15 protein-coding genes are annotated in these 20,139 nt (G+C 64.0%); 7 read left to right on the forward strand and 8 right to left on the reverse strand.

The window, feature by feature from the left end:
• Positions 1-205 precede the first annotated feature (205 nt).
• Both OO12_RS15390 and OO12_RS15395 read right to left on the reverse strand, forming a co-directional pair.
• Complete coding sequence (locus tag OO12_RS15390; RefSeq protein WP_034159601.1) at positions 206-412, reverse strand: hypothetical protein; 207 nt, start codon at positions 410-412, stop codon at positions 206-208.
• The gene (locus OO12_RS15395) at positions 409-2,730 is read right to left on the reverse strand and encodes a GH92 family glycosyl hydrolase (RefSeq protein ID WP_034159602.1); all 2,322 of its coding nucleotides are present in this window, start codon (positions 2,728-2,730) and stop codon (positions 409-411) included. Before OO12_RS15395 ends, OO12_RS15390 begins: the two co-directional genes overlap by 4 nt.
• A 293-nt stretch (positions 2,731-3,023) precedes the next feature.
• Between OO12_RS15395 and OO12_RS15400 the strand changes: the two genes are divergently transcribed.
• Positions 3,024-3,392 (forward strand): hypothetical protein, encoded by a 369-nt coding sequence (locus OO12_RS15400; protein ID WP_034159603.1) that lies wholly within the window; start codon positions 3,024-3,026, stop codon positions 3,390-3,392.
• A 31-nt stretch (positions 3,393-3,423) separates the two neighbouring features.
• On the opposite strand, the gene OO12_RS15405 is transcribed toward OO12_RS15400, so the two are convergent.
• A complete protein-coding gene (locus OO12_RS15405) occupies positions 3,424-4,509 on the reverse strand; it encodes a cyanophycinase (protein WP_235364816.1) in 1,086 nt (361 codons plus the stop codon).
• A gap of 139 nt (positions 4,510-4,648) precedes the next feature.
• Between OO12_RS15405 and OO12_RS15410 the strand changes: the two genes are divergently transcribed.
• Positions 4,649-7,456 carry a TonB-dependent receptor plug domain-containing protein gene (locus tag OO12_RS15410; RefSeq protein WP_034159604.1) on the forward strand — a complete coding sequence of 936 codons (2,808 nt, stop codon included), beginning with the start codon at positions 4,649-4,651 and terminating at the stop codon, positions 7,454-7,456.
• Between the two features lie 95 nt (positions 7,457-7,551).
• Positions 7,552-8,541: an MBL fold metallo-hydrolase gene (locus tag OO12_RS15415; RefSeq protein WP_034159605.1), complete on the forward strand. Its 990-nt coding sequence runs from the start codon at positions 7,552-7,554 to the stop codon at positions 8,539-8,541.
• 227 nt (positions 8,542-8,768) lie between these two features.
• Here the strand turns inward: OO12_RS15415 and OO12_RS15420 are convergent, their stop codons facing one another.
• Both OO12_RS15420 and OO12_RS15425 read right to left on the reverse strand, forming a co-directional pair.
• Positions 8,769-10,295 carry a M28 family peptidase gene (locus OO12_RS15420; RefSeq protein ID WP_052215923.1) on the reverse strand — a complete coding sequence of 509 codons (1,527 nt, stop codon included), beginning with the start codon at positions 10,293-10,295 and terminating at the stop codon, positions 8,769-8,771.
• A gap of 76 nt (positions 10,296-10,371) precedes the next feature.
• A complete protein-coding gene (locus OO12_RS15425) occupies positions 10,372-10,920 on the reverse strand; it encodes a hypothetical protein (RefSeq protein WP_034159606.1) in 549 nt (182 codons plus the stop codon).
• A gap of 322 nt (positions 10,921-11,242) precedes the next feature.
• On the opposite strand from OO12_RS15425, the gene OO12_RS15430 reads away from it, so the two are divergent.
• Positions 11,243-11,641: a hypothetical protein gene (locus tag OO12_RS15430; protein WP_034159607.1), complete on the forward strand. Its 399-nt coding sequence runs from the start codon at positions 11,243-11,245 to the stop codon at positions 11,639-11,641.
• A gap of 29 nt (positions 11,642-11,670) precedes the next feature.
• Here the strand turns inward: OO12_RS15430 and OO12_RS15435 are convergent, their stop codons facing one another.
• Both OO12_RS15435 and OO12_RS15440 read right to left on the reverse strand, forming a co-directional pair.
• Positions 11,671-12,984, reverse strand: coding sequence for a sensor histidine kinase (locus tag OO12_RS15435; RefSeq protein ID WP_034159608.1), 1,314 nt, complete (start codon positions 12,982-12,984; stop codon positions 11,671-11,673).
• A complete protein-coding gene (locus OO12_RS15440; RefSeq protein ID WP_034159609.1) occupies positions 12,974-14,389 on the reverse strand; it encodes a sigma-54-dependent transcriptional regulator in 1,416 nt (471 codons plus the stop codon). The genes OO12_RS15435 and OO12_RS15440 overlap by 11 nt, the downstream gene beginning before the upstream one ends.
• A 415-nt stretch (positions 14,390-14,804) precedes the next feature.
• Here OO12_RS15440 and OO12_RS15445 point away from each other — a divergent pair, with 415 nt between their 5' ends.
• Genes OO12_RS15445 through OO12_RS15455 form a run of 3 tightly spaced genes read left to right on the forward strand, consistent with a single transcriptional unit; the run spans position 14,805 to position 19,373 of the window.
• Entirely contained in the window at positions 14,805-16,157 is a 1,353-nt protein-coding gene (locus tag OO12_RS15445; protein ID WP_235364817.1) for an efflux RND transporter periplasmic adaptor subunit, read from the forward strand.
• 3 nt (positions 16,158-16,160) lie between these two features.
• Positions 16,161-16,841: an ABC transporter ATP-binding protein gene (locus tag OO12_RS15450; protein WP_034159610.1), complete on the forward strand. Its 681-nt coding sequence runs from the start codon at positions 16,161-16,163 to the stop codon at positions 16,839-16,841.
• Between the two features lie 24 nt (positions 16,842-16,865).
• Positions 16,866-19,373 (forward strand): ABC transporter permease, encoded by a 2,508-nt coding sequence (locus OO12_RS15455; protein WP_034159611.1) that lies wholly within the window; start codon positions 16,866-16,868, stop codon positions 19,371-19,373.
• Between the two features lie 20 nt (positions 19,374-19,393).
• Here the strand turns inward: OO12_RS15455 and OO12_RS15460 are convergent, their stop codons facing one another.
• Positions 19,394-20,116, reverse strand: coding sequence for a FadR/GntR family transcriptional regulator (locus OO12_RS15460; protein WP_034159630.1), 723 nt, complete (start codon positions 20,114-20,116; stop codon positions 19,394-19,396).
• Positions 20,117-20,139: the final 23 nt, after the last annotated feature.

Genomic DNA, 20,139 nt, shown 5'->3' on the forward strand with positions numbered 1-20,139 from the left:
AAAAAAGGACGGCGCCAGCTCGGGCATCCGCAATGGTAAACAATATCAGGTCACGGCTCAGCAGCTGAAAAGTTATGCCAAGGGGTCGGGAATATATGACAACTAGCCGCGCAGCATTGTGCATCACAATATCGTTATAACCATGCTTTGCGCGTCCGATTGTCCACGGCGACATTCAGATGGTGATCCTTCGGCATCAAGGGCTTCAGAAAAAAGCTTCCAGATGAGACCAATGAATAATTTCGCCCGGAATCGGATAGACAAGAAGCTGAGTGCTCCATTCCGCGACGTCCTGCCATTGTACCCAGAATCCACCGGAGCCGCCAAACCGCTCGGTTTGGACCTTGACCCCCAGCCAGCCAAAATCATCATCCTGACTGAACTCATAACGGAGCGTCAGGCTGGCGCTCATCGCTGCGTCATGCTCGACGAAAATGGCCGCTCCCCTGCTTTCGTCGCCCATAGCTTGTTCGGCCCGGCCTGCATCACGAACCGCAATTCGCCGCCGGCCATGATCTCGCCATGCCGGATGAACCCGCGTGCGAGCGGGCGGCCATTGAGCGATACGCTTCCGACATAGGGATGCGCATCGTCCAGCCCGTCGGCGATGATGGTGAAGGTCTTGCCCCCGGGCAGCGCGAGCGTCGCGCGGTTCAAGAACGGGCGGCCGATGACATATTCCAGGCTGCCCGGCGTGACCGGATAGAAACCGAGCGACGTGAACACCAGCCAGGCGGACATCTGCCCCAGATCGTCATTGCCCGACAGGCCGTCGGGGGTCGGCTTGTACTGGCTGGCGACAATCTGCGTCAGCCGCGCCTGGGTGCGCCATGGCGCGCCGGCATAATTATAGAGATAGGCAACGTGATGGCTCGGTTCGTTGCCATGGATATACTGGCCGATCAGGCCGGCAATGTCCTCGGCATGGCTGTAATCGAGCTTCGAATTGTCATAGTCGAACATCGCATCGAGCTTGGCGACGCTGGCCTTGTCCCCGCCCATCGCCTGAACGAGTCCGGCCTGATCCTGCGGCACGAACCAGCTATATTGCCACGCATTGCCCTCGGTATAGTCCGACCCGTAATTGATCGCGGTCGGGTCGAACGGCACGCGGAAAGCGCCGTCGCTTTTGCGTGCGCGGACGAAGCCGGTCTTCGGATCGAAAGTGTTGCGCCAGTTGGCCGCGCGCTTGTCGAACGTGTCGGCAATGTCCTTGCGCCCCATCACCCGCGCCATCCGCGCGATGGTCCAGTCGTCATAGGCATATTCGACGGTCTTGGACGCGGCCTCGGGCTCGCGGTCGATCGCGACATAACCCAGCTTCATATAGTCGCCGAGACCACCATAGGGCGCATAGCTGGCGCTCGCGACCATTGCGTCGAGCGCCTCTTTCGCATCGAACCCGCCCACGCCCTTGAGATAGGCGTCGGCTATCACCGGCACCGCGTGATAGCCGATCATCGTCCAGGTCTCGCGTCCCTGGAATTGCCATACCGGCAGGATGCCGTCCGGGCTGTATCTACGGCTGGCGAGCAGCGAGCGGATGATGTCGCTATTGGTCTTTTCCGGCTGCACCAGCGTCAGCAGCGGGTGTTCGGCGCGGAACGTGTCCCACAGCGAAAAGGTCGAGCGGAAGGTGAAGTCGTTCGCCCGATGCACCTGATCGTCAGGCCCGCGATAGCGTCCATCGGCATCGCCCGCGACCGACGGCGCGAGCAGCGTATGATAGAGCGCGGTGGCGACGCTGGTCTTCATCGGCGCCGGGGCGTCGATGTCGAGCACGCCGAGCGCCTTGTCCCATGCGGCTCTGGTCCTTGCGCGCACCGCGTCGAAATCGCCCGGCTCGCTGTCGAGATTGGCGACCGCGCCGGTTTCGTCGACCGAGGAGAGTGCGACCTTGACCTCGAGCGGTGCACCGAGCGCACCGAAGTCGAGCCGCGCGACCAGCGCCCGGCCGCTTTTCTCGGCCAGCGCGTCGCTGCCGCGGCCTGGACCCTGGAAGCCCTTGTACGCCACATCCTTTTCCGTGCTGACAAAGGCATGACCCTTGAGCGGGACGGAAAAGCGCATTGCGAAATAGAGCTTTCGCCCCGGCGCCCAGCCGCGCGTCTCGCGCGCGCCGGTGATCGTGCCGTCGGGGGCGAGGCGCAGCGACGACCAGAGGATCTTGCCGGGATAATTGTACAGCGAACTGCGCAGGTCGATCACCAGATGCGCCGCCTTGCCCGCTGGGAAAGTATAGCGATGGACGCCGATCCGCGTGCCGGCGGTCATTTCCGCGCGAACGCCCGGGTCGCTCAGCGTGACGGCGTAGTAGCCGGGCTTTGCAACTTCGTCCTTGTGATCGAAGCGCGATCGATAGCCCGACCCCGGTTTCGCGGGATCGCCCGGCTCCAGCGCCACGGTGTCGCCGGCGGCCGGCATGACCAGGAAATCGCCGAGATCGGAATGCCCCGCGCCGGAGAAATGGGTGTGCGAGAAGCCCTGGATCGTCGGGTCTTCATAGCGATAGCCCGCCGCCCATTTATAGCTGTCGCGGATGACATGGCTGGTGTCGGTATCGGGGCTCAACTGCACCATCCCGAACGGCGCGACCGCGCCGGGGAAGGTGTGCCCTTCGCCGCCGGTGCCAATGAACGGATCGACAGTGTCGCTGGCGGACTGGCCGATCGAGGGCGTCGCCAGGGTCAGTGCGAGCAGGGCGGCGATGGAGCGGTGGCGGGTTGACATGGCGGGATTAGAGCAGGGGATTGCGGGGAGGGGAAGCATGTTCAGGCGTCTGACAGGACCCCGGCAACGGCCTTTGCGCCCGCCCGGCTTTTCAATAGGGTGAGCAAGTCGGAGGGGTCGGGATGGCGGAATCAGGCGAGCAGCACGAGCCCATATGGGCAGGTAGACCTTATCAGGGCGTTTATTGGCGGCCCACCGACAGACTATGGGCCGTTTGCGCCATCGCCGCCGCTATACTGTGCGTCTTTCTGCTTGGCTGGCATGGCGGAGACTCGCCGACTCGCTGGCTCGTCTTGCTCATTGTCCTGCCGCTGGTCGCTTATGTGGTCTATTTCCGTCTCGAACATGATGCGGCCTGTCGGTCGAGGATCCGGTACGTGCTCACCGGGCGGGACCTGCAGATCTGGGTCGGGGACGATACTGTGCCGCGTCGCCGCGTGGCGGTCGATCAGCTTGGCGGCCTGAAGCCCGTCTGGATTGACAAACGCGGGATCGGCTGCATCGAGTTGCCAGCGACCCCGCCGGGCCTGCTGGCTCATGCCCTGTTCAACGGCAATGACATCATGGTTCCCGCAATGAATCCCGGACGCAGGCTGGAATTGATCGATGATCCGGCCACACTCATCGCGCTGATCGAAAAATTATCGACGACCGCGCGATAAGGGCGCGGCGCCGGAATATGGTGCGATCATTCTATTTCACCTCCACCATCTTGCCCTTCTCAACCGCATAGTCCCGCACGAAGCTTGGCCGGTCGACCTTGCCCGACGGCAGATGCAGCACCGACTCCGGTCCGATCCCGGTGACCCGCACGCCGGTCACGCTGAGCGGCCCGCCGGGTTTCAACTCGCGCAGCCTCTCGCCCTCGACCAGCCACGCGCCGCCGGTGGGCGCGGTCGCGTAAATTCGCGCCGAGCCGTCGGCTTCCACCGCCAGCCCGGCGCTTTCATCGACGCCCAGCCCGAGCATCGGCGCGCCGGCGCGCCCGGCCTGCGCCTTGGCGAGAAAGGCGAACAGCCGGCCGAGCCGGTCGCGCTCCTTGAAATGCGTGTCGGTGACGACGCCGCGCAGCAAAGCGAGATGGAGGAAGTCCGCCTCGATCGTATTGGCCGGGCCGAACGGATCGAGCAGTGCTTCCGGGCTGGCCAGGCTGCCGCCGTCCATCGCGCCGTAGAGCCGCTCGCCGAGCATCGCGAGCCCTGCGCTGGTCCCGCTCAGCGGCTTGCCGGCCGCGACATGCGCGTCGAGCGCCTTTGCAACCGGCGTTCCTTTCCAGAAGCGCACATAATTGGACTGGTCGCCGCCGGCGATGAAGATGCCGTCGGCCTTGGCCAGCCGGTCGAGCAGGACCGCATCGGTCGATGCCGCGCGGCTCTTGATCACGAAGGTTTCGGCTGAGGCGATGCCGCCGCGCTGGCGGAAGAATTCCTCGCCAATCTCGCCGGCATAGGACGCGCGCAGGATGACGATATGGCCGTGCCCGGCCTTGGCGAAGAACCAGCGCATCGCATTATCGTCGCGGTCGCCGCCGCCCAGCAGCAACAGTCCGCCGCTGACCGGACCGGGTGTCGCGGCGGTGAGGTCGCCGGCGACATAGTGATCGTAATCCTGCGCAAATGCAGCGCAGCCGGGAAGTGCCAGCATCAGGATCGGGGCAAGCAGGCGGAAGAGCTGCCGGACAAGGGCGATCGGTCGCCGGGGCAGGGTCATGCTCGTCATCTCGGTCTTTCTCCCCAGTCGTTGCGTGGTGCGCGGCGGCATCACCGAAACGGAATTCATCGCTGTCCTTCACTATTTCCGTCGATCGGTCGCGGCAATCTTGTTAGCGATGGTCGTGTAACGGGGGCCGATGCCGTCGCCGATCGGGCCGCCAACAGGCCGGACGGGGGCAGTACCGGGAAAAATAGGGGGCCCAAAAATGACGACGCCACGCAACGCATTGCGGATTTCGATGATGCTCGGCTGCTGTGCCGGCGCACTGGCGCTTGCCGCCCCGGCCTGGGCGCAGGACACTGCGCCGGCGGTCGATCAGCCGGCGGCGGAGCAGGTGGCCGATAGCGCACCCGCCGAGGATGTGGCGGCTGACATCGTCGTCACTGGCTCGCGCATCCCGCGCGCGCTGGCCGAGGGGCCCGCGCCGGTCACGGTGATCAACGCCGACACGATCCGCGCCAATGGCTATACCAGCGTGCCCGACATCCTGCGCGCGGTGACCCAGAATGGCGGTGAGACGCAAAGCCAGCAAAGCTTCAGCGGCGCGAGTTTCACGCCCGGTGCGCAGCAGGTCGATCTGCGCGGGCTCGGCCCCAACCATACTCTGGTGCTGGTCAATGGCCGGCGCATCGCTGATTTCCCACTGCCTTTTCAGGGGCGCAGCAACTTCACCGATATTTCCAACCTGCCGATCGGCCTGATCGAGCAGGTCGAAGTACTCAGCGGTAGCGCCTCGGCGATCTATGGCTCCGACGCGATCGCGGGCGTGATCAATTTCAAGATGAAGGACAAGATCGACGGCACGACGATCGACTATCGCTATGGCCTGACCGAACATGGCGGCGGCATGTCGCACCGCGCGACGCTGACCACCGGCTGGTCGACCGACCGTTTCCATATTCTCGGCGGCGTCGAATATCTCAACCAACGCCCGCTTTGGGCGTATCAGCGCTCAATCCAGGATAGCACTCAGGACAGTCCGACCAACAAGGCGGCGCGGCGGACATTCCTGCGCTATGATCCGATCGCCAAAGAGTATGTCGATCCAGGCGCCACGACCTGCGCCGCCTTGTCGTCGCTCAATGGCGGCAGCACCTATTATGCCTCGCGTCGAGGCTATGGCAATTATTGCGGCAGCGACACCTCGATCGGTTACGGCACGATCATCTCGCAGCGCGAGGGATTCAACAGCTTCGGCACCGCGGGCTTCGACATTTCCGAAGGCGCCAAGCTGTTCGTCGACGCGCAATTCGGCATCAGCAATGTGGCGTTGATGTCGGACGTGCTGAGCTGGGCGTTTCAGCCAGCCTCGGGCAGCAGTGACACGACCTTCTTCAACAACGCATATGGCGTGCTCGACGATTGGTCACGCCAATTCACCCCGGAGGAATCGGGCGGCTTCCGCAATGTGATGACTCGCAACCGACAAAAGACGTTTAGCGTCACGCCGGGGATCGAAGGGCGACTGGGCGGCAAATGGAATTATGAACTCGCTTACAATCACAGCGAATATTCCGCGGTGGTCAAATTCCCCCAGATTATCGCATCAAAGGCCAACGCGCTGTTCCTTGGGCAGCCGTTCGGCATCGATCCGCAAAGCGGCTATCCTATCTTTAGTCGCGACTCATCGCGGCTCTACACCCCGCTGACCCGGGCCGAATATGACAGCATCGCGGCCTATTCCGTTTATCGTCCGAAAAGCTGGACCGACAATGTTTCGGCGACGATCAACACCACGGAGCTGTTTCGTCTTCCGGCCGGGCCGGTCGGTTTCGCCGCCGTCGCCGAGGTCGGCAGGCAGGGCTATGATCTTAATCCCGATCCGCTCGCGCTGACCGATTATTATGTCGGCCTCAAGGACAGCGCCGGCGCCGGCAAGCGCTCGCACTGGGCGCTGGGTGGCGAGCTGCGCGTGCCGGTGACCAAATTCCTGCAGGTGTCGGGTGCGGGACGGTACGACCATTTCGGCTTTGCCGGGCAAAGTATCGGCAAGTTCACCTATAATGGCGGTGTCGAACTGCGTCCCACTTCGACCCTGTTGTTGCGCGCCGCCTATGGCACGGGTTTTCGCGCACCCGACTTGCATTATGTCTTTACCGGCCCGGGCAACACTCACCCCTCCGCAACCGACTATTATCGGTGCCGCAAATTTGAGCCGGGCGTGGACATTGGCGATTGCACTGAAGCGGATGTGGGCATTGTTGCCCAACGCAATGGCAACCGGCAGCTAAAGCCGGAGACCAGCAAATCGCTCAACGCCGGAATCGTCTGGGCGCCATCGCGTAACTTTGACGTATCGGTCGACTATTTCCGTGTCTCGCTATCCAACCAGGTGGAAGATTTGCGCATCGACGGCATCCTGCGCGACGAGGCCGATTGTAGATTGGGTACGACAACGAGCGGCGCCGTTGTCGATATCAACTCTCCGACATGTGTGGACGCGATCGCTCGAGTTAAGCGCTTCCCCAGCGGGGTGAAGGGCGGCAGGCTCGACTCCGTCTCGATCAATCCCATTAACATTGCGACGGAAAAGACCAGCGGCATCGACGTCGCGATACACGGGCGGCTGCCCACCAACTTCGGCGATTTCTCGCTCTCGCTCGCCCATACTCATGTCTTCAAGCATGATTTCCGCCAATATGTCGGCGATCCGATCATCAACAAGCTGGCGTTCGACAGCGGATATGACATCCCGCGCGACAAGAGCACGGCGAGCATTACCTATGCCTATCAGGGCCTGAAGCTGACCGTCGAGGGTAAGCGTCTGGGCAAGCTGCCCAATTATGACGAGGACGCCTATATCAAGGCGAGCTACCTGTTCAACACGACGCTGCAATATGACTTCACCGACCATTTCCGCGGGTCGCTGAGCGTCACCAATGTGCTTGATGCCAAGCCGGTCAAGGACCCGAGCTATTCGGCTTATCCCTATTACGACATCAGTTGGTTCGACAGCGTCGGGCGCAGCGTGTTCATGCAGTTGAGCTACAAGCTGGGCGGCAAGGGGCTTTGACGCATCGATCCCCCTCCCTTTCCGGGAGGGGGCATATCCGCTTGTGTGTCGTTAAATGCCTGTTGCCAGTCCGGAGGCACCGCTAAGACGATCGCATGCCCCGCAACCGTTATTATGCCGGATCGCCAAGTGCACATTTCGATGGCGAGCTCTTCTTCAATCCCGGACAGCCGGTCACCGACCGCTCCTTATGGGAAGTGCTGCGCTGGAAGCGGACCAGTGTCATCGCGAAATGGCCCGACAGCGTGCCCATTACCCCGGCCAGGCCGGCGGCTCGCGTCGACGGCCTGCGCATCGCCATGGTCGGGCACGCAACCCTGCTGATCCAGGCGGCGGGGCTCAATATCCTCACTGATCCGGTCTGGTCCGACCGCGCGAGCCCGCTCTCGTTTCTCGGGCCGAAACGGGTGACGGCGCCGGGTATCGCATTCGAGGATCTGCCGCCGATCGATGCGGTCCTGATCAGCCATAATCATTACGACCATCTCGACATCGCCACGCTGCGGCGACTGCACGCGGCGCATGCGCCGCTGCTGGTCATGCCGCTCGGCAATGATGCGATCGTCCGGTCGGCGGTGCCCGGGGCGCGGATCGTGAGCGGTGACTGGCACGACCGCATCGACCTTGGCGCGGGTGTCGCGACGACGCTGACGCGCGCCAATCACTGGTCGGCGCGCCGGCTTGGCGACCGGCGCATGGCGCTGTGGGCTGGGCATTATATCGACACGCCGGCCGGTAGCATCTGGTTTGCCGGCGATACCGGCTATGGCGATGGCGCAATCTTCCGCGAAATCCGGGAATTGTTCGGGGCACCGGACGTCGCGCTGATCCCGATCGGCGCCTATGAGCCGCGCTGGTTCATGACCGCGCAGCATGTCAATCCGGCCGAGGCAGTCCAGATTCTGCGCGATGTCGCGGCAACGCACGCGCTCGGCATTCATTGGGGGACGTTCCAGCTGACCGATGAGGCACGGGAGGAGCCCCGTCTCGCATTGGCCGCTGCGTTGTCCGCCGCCGGTGTTTCGCCCGAGCGCTTCGTCGCGGCTGAAGCGGGTGCCAGTTATGATTTCACCGCGCTGGCTTAGAGCCTGATGACGTCAGGTAGCTCTTCTCAGTCATACCCGCGAAAGCGGGTATCCCGCTGCCTTGCCCCGCACTGAGAAGAAGAAGCGGGATTCCCGCTTTCGCGGGAATGACCGGCTGGTTCAATCAAATCTCATCCCACTCTAGGCGTGGTCGATTCAACCTCAGCGGGTGCCATGACAGCGTGGCAGCGGACGTGATGATGGCTGCGACTCGCGCTCCGGCAGCCCTATTTCCGCCCCGGCCGCAACGTGCTGTCCGCTTTCCATTCGGGCGGCCGGTCGGCATCGGCGACGCGTGCGACAAGGTTGTAGAAAAAGCCGTTGAACTTCGCCGCTGCGGTCCAGTCGATCGGCTGGTCGAGATCATCCTTTGGCTTGTGATAGCCGGTCTGGTACCACAGCCTGTAGCGCCGCTCGGAATCAGTGCCGGCACGGTAGCCGAACACGAAGCCCGTCGCGGGAATGCCGGCGGCCAGGAACGGCCAGTGATCGGCGCGGCGCAGCAGGTTGCGCTCGGGCTCCGGATCATGCTGCACCGTGATGCCATCGGCGCCGGCAGTGACGCGCACCGCATCGCCGAGCGTCGTATCGTCGAGCGCATGGACCGTCATCAACTCGAGCGGGAAGATCGGGCGCAACTGATCAAGGTTGATGTTAGCGACCAGCGCGTCGCGCGGCACGGTCGGGTGCGCGACGAACTCGGTCGCGCCGAGCAGCCCCTTTTCTTCCCCGGTAAAGGCCGCGAAGATCACTGAACGGCGATAACCCTTGCCCTGGCGCCGCTCCGCCAGCCGCTGCAGCAACGCGACATAGGCGGCATCGTCGAGCGTGCCGTTGTACAGCCCGTCGCCCTTCACCGGTTCGCCCCGGCCATAGCCGTCGAGATGCGCGGACAGCACGACATATTGGTTGCGCAGCATCGGGTCGGTCCCGGGCAGCATGCCGAGCACATTGGCCGAGGTGATCAGTCTCCGACGCAGCCCGACCTTGGCGGCGAACGGCAAGGGCAGGTCGAAATTGGCCAGTGGCGCGCCCGCGCTGCCGGTGCGGATCAGCGCCCCGACATTGTGCCCGCTACCCGCCAGCAAGCGCGGCAACGCGGCGGGGTTGAGCGTCGCCGCAAACAGCCGGTCGGCAGCCGGCGCAGGCGCTCCGACTGGTGCGACGGTGCGCGCATAGGCCACCGGCCATTGCATCGGTTCGATGGTGAAGCCCGGATCGGCAATGGTCACGATGCCGATCGCCCCCGCCGCCTCGACCGCCGTGTAGCGCTCCGCCGCGCTGGTCAGTCCGGCGCGCCGCCAGCCATAGCAAAGCACAACCTTGCCGCGCACATCGCCAAGCGCTTCGCCGCCGCAATAGCCGCGAAACGCCAGCGGCGCGTTCAGCGCGCGCGGCATGTTGGGGGAAGGGCGCAGCGTGATGTCGTGCAACAGGCGCAGTGGGGCCGCGCCGATCTGGATGCGCGTCGCGCGCGCATCCACGGTCAGGTTGACCAGCTTCAATTGCTGGTACCAGCCTCCCTTTTCGCCTGCCGGCCGCAAGCCCGCCGCGGCGAAGCGCGCGGCGAGCAGTCGTGCGGCCCGATCATAGCCCGGCGACCCGGTATCGCGCCCCTCCATCGCATCGCCCGACAAGGCTTCGGTCGCTTGCCACCAGGCGCGGGTATCGGCGTCACCGATCTCGCTGCTGCGCGGCGCCGATGCGGCAATCGTCGCCAGCGCCGCGCCCAGTACGAGCCATTTCGAAATCATGTCCGGCGCCCTTCCGCGATTCAGCGGAACGCTAATCACCCGCAACGGTCGCGTCGAGCACTGCCGGACGGTCGGGTCATTTTTCACCGGGCAGCTTCACGTCCTTGACATAGGAGCATCCCAGCAGCGTCTTGCCGGGATGGCTGGACACGTTGGACAGGGTACGCGTGACCCGTGTCGTGATGGTCCAGCCGTTTTCCGGATCCTTCTCCACGGTCTTGAGTATTTCGCGCTCGCCGAGAAACTTGCTTGAGCCCGGCACGACATTCTCGATCTTCTCGTGTTTTACCAGCTCGGCCGGGTCGGCGATATCCAGTACCGCCATCACCGCATCGCTGCTGAACACGATGGTGCGCGTCTGGTGACCGGCAATCTCGATCGGCGCCGGCAGGCGATATTGCGACAGGAACAGATTGCCCGACTCCTGCTTGACCCAGCCGCGCTTGCGGTAGCCGGCGTCTTCGTCGCCCAGCGTGATCGCGAAGCCCATATAGTCGCGAGCATCGATCGCGCAGTTGATTGCGTCGACCACATCGATCTTGGCTGGATCGAACTCCTCGTCCGATTGCGCGGTCGCCGGCGAGGCGAACAGGATCAGCGCCGAGAATATCGCCTGAAATTTCATTGGTTACGCTCCACAAATTCACCCGGTCCGGGGCGGGCGTTATCATGTGTCGGTGCGCTCGCACATCCCGCACGGGCGGCGTGTGGTGCACGACCGCCGGTCAACCATGAGATGGCTGATGGACCAATCGCTGCGGTTCATTGTAAATTGCGTATCGATTGAGCGATTGTTGGTTAACGGTGCATCGTCCATCGCCGCTGATGGAGACGAGGCCTGGTAAGTATAACATGAATATCGTCGGATCCGGGCGGGTTACAATCCGTCAAAATCGGCCTATTAATGGTTCGGTTATATCGATGATATCTGCGGATCGGGGCACGCCATGACGACGCACTATAATTTCGATTATGATGCTCGCCGACGATTCCTGAAATTGACTCTTTCCGGCCTATGGGATCGCGAGACGCTCGCTGCTTTTCAGCGCGAGGCCGCTGCTTTGCTCAGCAAGGTCACGAATGCGGGCCATGCCGATGCCAGTGGCAGGATCCTGATCGACGTGAGGGACTATGCCGTTCAGTCGCAGGAGATCGCCGATGCGGTCAGCGCGCTCGTCCCGACCTATGGGGTGCTGGCGGAACGCATCGCGGTGATCTGGTCGCAATCCGCATTGCAGAAGATGCAGATGCGGCGGCTGCTGACGTCCGACAAACTGCGCTTCATGATGTCGGAAGAAGAAGCGCTTGCCTGGCTGTTCGACGCGCCGCTTGCCAAAACGGGCTGACCGCGCGGTGGCGACAGGAGCGGTGCGCGTCACAGCAGGATCCGGAACACCGCCCCTTCGTCGCTGTCGATCAGGTCGATCGACCCGCCATGCGCGATCACGATCTGCCGCACCAGATTGAGGCCAACGCCCGTCCCCGCCGCGCGCGTCGTGAAGAAGGGCAGGAACACATCCCTGCGGACCGCGTCGGGCACGCCGGGACCATTGTCCGCCACTTCGATCAGTGCGCCGCCATCAACGCGCCGCGCAATCGACAGCCGCACCTCACCGACCCGGCCCGCTTCGCTTGTCGCCTGAGCGGCGTTGCGCAGCAGGTTGATCAGCACCTGCGCCAACAGGTCGGGATCGGCCTGCAACGCCATGTCTGGCGCGACGTCGATGCTCAGCGCCACCGCCGGCCAGTCCGCTGCGAACAGCCGCCCCAGTTCGCGCGCAAACGGATCGGCGGCGAAGGAGCGGGCATTGACTTCGGGTGGCTTGGCGACCGCGCGATAGCTGTCGATGAAATGGCGCAATCCCTCGGCGCGGCGCACCAGGGTGGTCATCGCGGTGCGCGCGGATTCGATGTCGGGCGGATCGGTGTCGAGCACCGCGGCCGCCGTGCCGGCGAGCGATGTGACCGGGGTCAGCGAATTGAGGATCTCATGCGTCAGCACGCGAACCAGGTCGGTCTGCGCCGCCATCTCGACCGCGTCGAGCGTGCCCTGCACCGGCTCGACGGTGATTGCGCGCACGTGCACGCCGAGCCGGTCGAGCGCGCCGGTACGAACAATCGCGCGCTGCGGGCCAGCGGGGAGGCGCAGGATCAGTACCTCCTGGCCGGCTTCTCCGCTGCGCGCGAGACGCGCGGCGAAGGTCGCGCCATAACCCGTATAATCCTCCGGCCGCGTGCCCTGGCCATGGCCGAACAGGCGCCGTGCGGCCTTGTTGACCAGCCGGACGCCCTGTTCGTCATCGACCGTCAGCAGCGCGACGGGCACGTCATCGACCAGTGCCTCGAGAAAGCGCAGCTCGCGCAGCCCTTCGTCGCGCCGCGTCTGAAGTGCGCGCATCGCATCGTCGAGCGCTTTGCTCAACGTGCCGAAGCCCACGCCGCCACGACTGTCGAAGCGCGCGGTGATGTCGCCGAAATGCAACGCCTCGACGAAACGCGCGACCATCATATTGGTGCGCTCGACATGGCGCCATAAACCCCATGCGACGCCCGCGACGATCAGCGCGGCAACGATCCGCGCGACCGCCAGATCAGGTGTCTGCAGCGCGAGTAAAAGCCCGAGCAAAGCAACGAACAGCGCCGCGATCCATGCCGCGAGTCCGAGCGTGAAGCGGCGGTCAAAGCCCATGCTTCTCCATCCTGCGATACAGCGCGGCACGCGACAAACCGAGTTCGGCGGCGGCGGAGGAGATGTTGTAAGCATGCTTCTTCAGCGCCTGCTCGACCAGCTGGCGCTCGACCCGGTCGAGATTGAGATCGTTCGCGATCGGAGCGACCACTGCCTCCGGCGCGATGCTCGGGGTGCTGTGGGGCGTCGGGTTGCCGAGCGGGAAATCGTCCGGCTCAAGCGGCGCATCGCCGGCCAGGATCACCGCGCGTTCGATCGCATGGCGCAGCGCGCGGACATTGCCGGGCCAGCTATGCGCCATGAGCGCGGCGCGCGCTGCGGCGGTCAGGGTGGGGGCGGGGCGGTTATAACGCTTGGCATAATGGTCGAGGAAATGATCGACCAGGGCGGGCACGTCCTCGCGCCGATCGCGCAAGGGGGGCAATTCGATCTCGACCGTGTTGAGCCGGAACAGCAGATCCTGACGGAACAGCTTTTCGTCGCGCAGCATTGCCGGGGTCAGGTTGGTCGCGGCGATGACGCGGATATCGACCGGCACCGGCCGGTTGGCGCCGACCGGCGTGACCTGGCGCTGTTCCAGCACGGTGAGCAGTTTGGGCTGGAGGTGGAGCGGCAAATTGCCGATTTCGTCGAGGAACAAGGTGCCCCCGCTTGCTGCCTGGATACGCCCGATCCGGTCGCCCTTGGCGTCGGTGAAGGCGCCTTTCACATGGCCGAATAATTCGGAATCGATCAGTTCGGTCGCGATCGCGCCGAGATCGACGGTGAGCATCGGTTGCTCTGCGCGCAATGACTGACGGTGCACCGCGCGCGCGACCAGTTCCTTGCCCGTGCCGTTCTCGCCGAGCACGAGTACATTGGCGTCGGTCGGCGCGGCGCGCGCGATCAGCGAATTGACGCGCGCCATCGGCGCTGCCGTACCGATCAGCGGCGGCGTGTTGCCCGGCGCCGGGTCGGCGACCGCCGCAACCTTGGCGCGCTCGGTCGCGACCATCTTGCGCGATCCGGCCAGCGCCGCGGCGGTGCGCACGGTGGTCAGCAGCCGCTCGTTCGCCCAGGGCTTGGAGATGAAATCGGTCGCGCCGCGCTTCATCGCCTCGACCGCGATCTTCACCCCGGCATGCGCGGTGATCATCACAACGATCAGGTCGGGGTGCGCGGCCAGCAGCCGGTCGAGCAGCGCCAGCCCTTCCGCCGCATCGGTCGCCCCACGCGCGAAATTGGCGTCGAGCAGCACCACATCGGGCGCATGCGCGCCGGCTGCCATCATCGCATCGGCCGGGTTGGAGGCGGTGACCACCTCGCGGAACATGGTGCGCAGCAACAGCCGCGCCGCGATCAGGATGTCCTCGTCATCGTCAATGACCAGGCAGCAGTCGAATTCGGGGGAGGATTGGTTCGCCATATGACCGTTCTCGTACAATCGCCGTTCGATATCGGACAGTCAATTTCCATGCCATTCCGAACGAAACAAACCTTTCCCACGAGAAAATGGCGAAAATCTGCGGTTTACGAAAACTGGCACGACTGATGCGAAGCTATTCACATCGGCACACCCGCCGATCGGAGAATGACCATGAAGACCCCCTTCGCCTTTCATGTCCTGAGCGTCACCGGCGCTGTTTTCGCCACCTTGTGCCTGACCATCGCATCGGCTCCGCCGGTATTCGCATGAACGCCGCCCCAGCGGTCTCCGGCGTCCGTTTCCGGACACATGTGTTCGGAAACGGACAGGCTGATGTCGCTGCGCCGCGCTCCGCCCTCGTGCGGACCGCTGGCACGCCGCTTGCTAGCCATTCGGGCGAGAGGGATGAAAATTGATGAGTGTCGTGCGCATGCCCCAGGACCAGCCGATCTCCGCCACCCATAAACCGGGCATGAGGACCGGTGCGGCCGTCACTGGCTCCGGCATGGATCGCTCGGTCACGGTCCGTCGCATGCCGTCCTGGGCCAAATGGGCCACGATCGCCGCTGTAGTGCTCGTCGCTCTTGCCGCTTTCTGGTTTTACGCCCCGCGCACCGGCTCGCAGACCGTCGCCGCCGACCGGTTGACCATCTCGCCCGTGCGCAGCGGCAAATTCGAAGATTTCGTTCCGCTGCGTGCCCGCGTCACGCCGCTCTTCACCGTCTTTCTCGATGCGATCGAAGGCGGCCGGGTTGAAAAGGTCATTGCCGAGGACGGCGTTGACCTCGCCCCGGGCCAGCTCATCGCCATACTCTCCAATGCCGAACTTCAGCTCTCCGTGCTCGCGCGCCAGACCGAGGTCGAGCAGCAGATCAACAATATGCGCAGCCAGGAACTGGCGCTGTCGCAAACCCGTCTCGCCAACCAGCGCTCGGTGCTCGAGGCCGGCCTGTCCGCTGATAAGGCGCGCCGCCAATTCGAGCGTGAGTCGCCGCTCGCCGCCCGGGGCTTCGTCGCGGGCCGCCAGTTCGCCGACACGCAGGACCAGTATCGCTACGAACAGCAGCGCCTCGCCGTGCTGCGCCGTGGCCAGGCGACCGACGAGCGCCTGCAAGGCAGCCAGCTTGCGCAGCAACGGGCTTCCTCGCAATCGCTTCAGTCGAGCCTTGCGCTTGCCCGGTCGAGCCTGGAGGCGCTCAACCTGCGCGCGCCGGTCGGCGGCAAGCTGTCGGGCTTCGACATTCAGGTCGGTCAGTCGCTGAAGCGCGGCGAGCGCATCGGCCAGATCGACAGCCCGGGCCGCAACAAGCTGATGGCAGGGGTCGACGAATTCTATCTCGGGCGGGTCCAGTTGGGGCAGAAAGCGAATGTCGAACTGGCCGGCAAGAATTACCCCGCACGCGTCGCCAAAATCTACCCGCAGGTTCAGAATGGCCAGTTCCAGGTCGACCTGCAGTTCATCGGCGCCGAACCCGCCGCGATCCAGCGCGGCCAGACTTTGCAGGCAAAGCTGACGCTCGGCGATCCCGCACCGGCGCGGTTGATCCCCGCTGGCGCCTTCTACAACGAGACCGGCGGCAATTGGGTGTTCGTGGTCTCGCCCGACGGCAAGAGCGCGGTCAAGCGCACCGTTCGGCTTGGCCGCCGCAATCCGGATTCGATCGAAGTGCTCGAAGGCCTCGATACCGGAGAGCGCGTCATCACCTCCCCCTATACCGGTTTCGTCGACAAGGACCGGCTCGACATCGACCTCACGGCAAAGGACTGAAATATGCTTGAGATGCGCGCTCTTTCGCGGACGTACCGCACTGACACGATCGAAACCACCGCGCTGGACGCGATCGACCTGGACATTGCCGATGGCGAATTCGTCGCGGTGATGGGCCCATCGGGTTGCGGCAAATCGACCCTGCTCAATCTGATGGGCATGCTCGATACGCCGTCCGCCGGCTCCTATGTCTTCAACGGTACCGAAGTCGCCGGGTTGAACGAAGGCAAGCTCGCTGCCTTCCGTAAGGCCAATATCGGCTTCATCTTCCAGAGCTTCAATCTGGTCGACGAACTGTCGGTGCGCGAAAACATCGAACTTGCCTTGCTTTATCACAACGTCTCCGCCGCCGATCGCAAGCGCCGGACCGACGAAGTGATGGACCGGGTCGGCGTTGGCCACCGCGCGCGCCACCGGCCGAGCCAGTTGTCGGGTGGTCAACAGCAGCGCGTCGCGGTCGCCCGCGCGCTGGTCGCGGAGCCCAAGCTGATCCTGGCCGACGAACCGACCGGCAACCTCGACACCAACCATGGCGAGGAAGTGATGCGCATGCTGCAGCAATTGAACGCGGAAGGATCGACCATCGTGATGGTCACCCACAGTCCTGCCCATGCCGATTATGCCAGCCGCATCGTCAGCATGCTTGACGGCCGTGTCCTGCAGCAGCAGCGCCGCGCCGCCTGAAGCCCCAGATTCCGGAGACAGCCCATGTGGCGCAATTACCTGACCGTCGGCATTCGCGCACTCGCCAAGAACCGCGCTTATGCCGCCATCAACATCGCCGGCCTTGCGCTCGGCATCGCCGCGTGCCTGCTGATCCTCGGCTTTGTGCGTTATGAGTTCAGCTATGACGCCTGGCTGCCCAATGCCGACCGCGCCTTCCAGCTGCAGGCCTTTTATAAGGCGACGCCGCAAGGCGGCGAGGAAATGAAGCTGCAACAGACCAGCTACATTTCCGGCCAGGCGCTGAAGAAGGATTTTCCCCAGGTCGAGCACGCCGCCTATGTCAGCAACCAGCCGATCGTGATCATCAAGGATGGTCAACCCAGCACCGTTCCCGGCGCGCTGTTGACCGACAGCAATCTGTTCGATGTGCTTGAGGTCCCTTTCATCAAGGGCGATCCCAGGCACGCACTCGACGATCCCCATTCGCTGGTGCTCGGTCAGAAGGCCGCGACCAAATTGTTCGGCGCCGCCGATCCGATGGGGCAGACCGTGACTCTGAGCAGCGGCGACCTGAAGGCCGATTACCGTGTGACCGGCGTGCACCAGGATTTGCCGAAAAATTCCTCGCTCAGCTTCGGCATGGTCGCACGCTTCGACCCGGTCACATTCCGCGCAAAGGCGCCCGAGGCGCTGACCAGCTGGAACTGGCAGGAGGGCACTTACTGGGTGAAGCTCAAATCAGTTGGCGACGACAAGCTGATCAACAGCCAGATTCCCGCGTGGAAAAAGCGCAACATGCCGCCAGAGGCCAGTGTCGTCGACGGCCGTGACCCGGGTGAATTCCAGGACTTCAAGCTGACCAATATCCGCGACGTCCATCTCGGTGAGGCGCAGAATGGCGCGCAGCGCCCGGGCAATGATCGCGGCACGATCGTTACTTTCGCGATTATCGCGCTGCTCATCCTCGGCATGGCATGCGTCAACTTCACCAATCTCGCCACTGCCCGTGCGACACAGCGCGCGCGAGAAGTCGCCTTGCGCAAGGTGCTGGGCGCGACGCGAGGTCAGCTGATCACCCAGTTCATCGGTGAATCGATCCTGCTTGCCACCGCGGCGATGGTCGTTGCGCTGGCGATCGTCGAACTGACGTTGCCGGCGCTCAACGGCTTTCTCGATGCGCAGATCTCGATCCGCTATTTTGCGCTCGACGGCTTGATCGGGCCGGTGATCCTGCTGACCTTGCTTGTTGGCCTGGCTGGTGGCCTCTATCCCGCCCTCGTCCTGTCGCGTTTCGAGCCCGCACGGGTGCTGAAGGCGAACAAGTCGGCGGCCGATGCGGAAGGGTCCGGGCGCCTGCGCAGTGTCCTTGTCGTGGGTCAGTTCGCGGTGTCGATCGGTCTGATCATCTGCACGCTGATCGTCTATACGCAGACCGTCTATGCGCGAAGCGCGGATGGCGGATTCCATCGCGAAGGCTTGCTCCAGATCACCAATCTCGATCGCCCCCAGGTCGATCAGATCGCAACGTCGCTGGTCGATGAGATCAAGCGCATCCCGGGCGTTACCTCTGTCGGCCGGACCTCGATCGCGGTCGACAATGGCCGGCACTCGGCCACCGGCGTGAAACTGGCGGGCAGCGCGGACGTCGTTCAACTCGGGGTCTATCCGATCGATCCGGGTTTCGTGCCGGCAATGGGCATGAAGCTGCTCGCCGGGCGTAACTTTTCCCTGGGCCAGCCGATGGACGATGCGAGCCTTCCATCACCCAGAACGCCCGAAGCGCAACGTGCGCTGGTTCAACGCGGCGCCAACATCATGCTGAGCGAGGAAGCGGCGCGTCGCCTGGGCTTCAAGACTCCGGCGGCAGCGATCGGTAAGCAGATCATGGTCAGCATGGTCTCCGATGAATACGGCCTCGTGCCCGCGACGGTTATCGGCGTGGTCAATGATGTCCGGTTCCGCTCCGCCCGTGAGCCGCTGCAGCCGAACTTCTACTTCTTCAAATCGAGTGGCTATCCCGAACTGATGGTGCGCTTCCAGGGAGTGGAGCCCAAGGTGATGTCGGAACGTGTCGAGGCGAGCTGGAAGCGGCTCGTGCCAGATGTTCCGTATCGGGCGCGCCTCGTCGATGACATCGTCAACGAGATGTACAATCAGGATGCGGCACGGGCGGCGCTGTTCGGCGCTTTCGCGATCCTCGCCGTGGTGATCGGTTGCCTCGGCCTGTTCGGCCTCGCCGCCTTCACCGCCGAGCGTCGCACCAAGGAAATCGGCATCCGCAAGGTGCTGGGTGCGGGCAATCGCGATATCGTCCAGCTGCTGGTGTGGCAGTTCAGCCGGCCCGTGCTGATCGCCAACATCATCGCCTGGCCGCTCGCCTGGTGGGTGATGCGCGGCTGGCTCAACGGCTTCGACACACGCATCACGCTGACCCCGGTGCCGTTCCTCGAGGCGGGGTTGCTTGCCTTGCTCATCGCGGTCGGCACGATCAGTGCGCATGCCTATCGTGTCGCGCGCACCAATCCGATCAAGGCGCTGCGCTACGAATGAGGATCGGTTCCTCCCCTCCGTCAAGGAGGGGAGGAGGCACCCGTCTCTCCGCGCAGGTCCCGGTGCCGATCGAGGCTCTTCTGCATATGTCGTCGCGCAGCGGCGCGTGCGCGCGTCGGATTTCCCGCCTCGATCGCGCCGAGGATCGCGTCATGATCGCGATAGATGCCGCGCGCATAGGCGCGGTGTTCGGTATCGGCGCGATCGCGCAAATACAGCCGGCGCGGTGGCACCAGACGGACGCCGAGAAAGTCCATGAAGCGCAGATAATAATCGTTGCGCGTTGCCGCGGCGATCGCGCGGTGGAACGCCATGTCAGCGGTGACCGCTTCGTCGATATCGATGCTGTCGCGCATGCGGTCATTGCATCGCCGCATCTCGGCGATGTCGGCGACGGTGCGGCGGCGCGCGGCCAGGTCGGCCATCTCGGCCTCAAGCGCCATGCGCATCTCGAGCAGTTTGAGGACGTCATCAACATCGCCCATTTCCTCGGGCGTGACCTGGAATGCCTGGTAGCGCGCCGATTGCGCGACATAAGCGCCCGACCCCTGTTTTGATACGAGCAGGCCACGCGCGGCGAGCCGGGCGAATGCTTCGCGCACCACGGTGCGGCTCACCCCGGCGCTGTCAGTAATCGATTTCTCGGTCGGGAAGCGGGATCCGGGCGGCATTTCGCCGGCGGCGATACTGCGCTCGAACTGCCGAACCAGGTCGTCGGCGAGCGTTGCGGCTTTGGTCGTCATGCCGCGGTGATAGCAGAGTCGGC

Source organism: Sphingomonas sp. ERG5, assembly GCF_000803065.1.
GTDB lineage: Bacteria > Pseudomonadota > Alphaproteobacteria > Sphingomonadales > Sphingomonadaceae > Sphingomonas.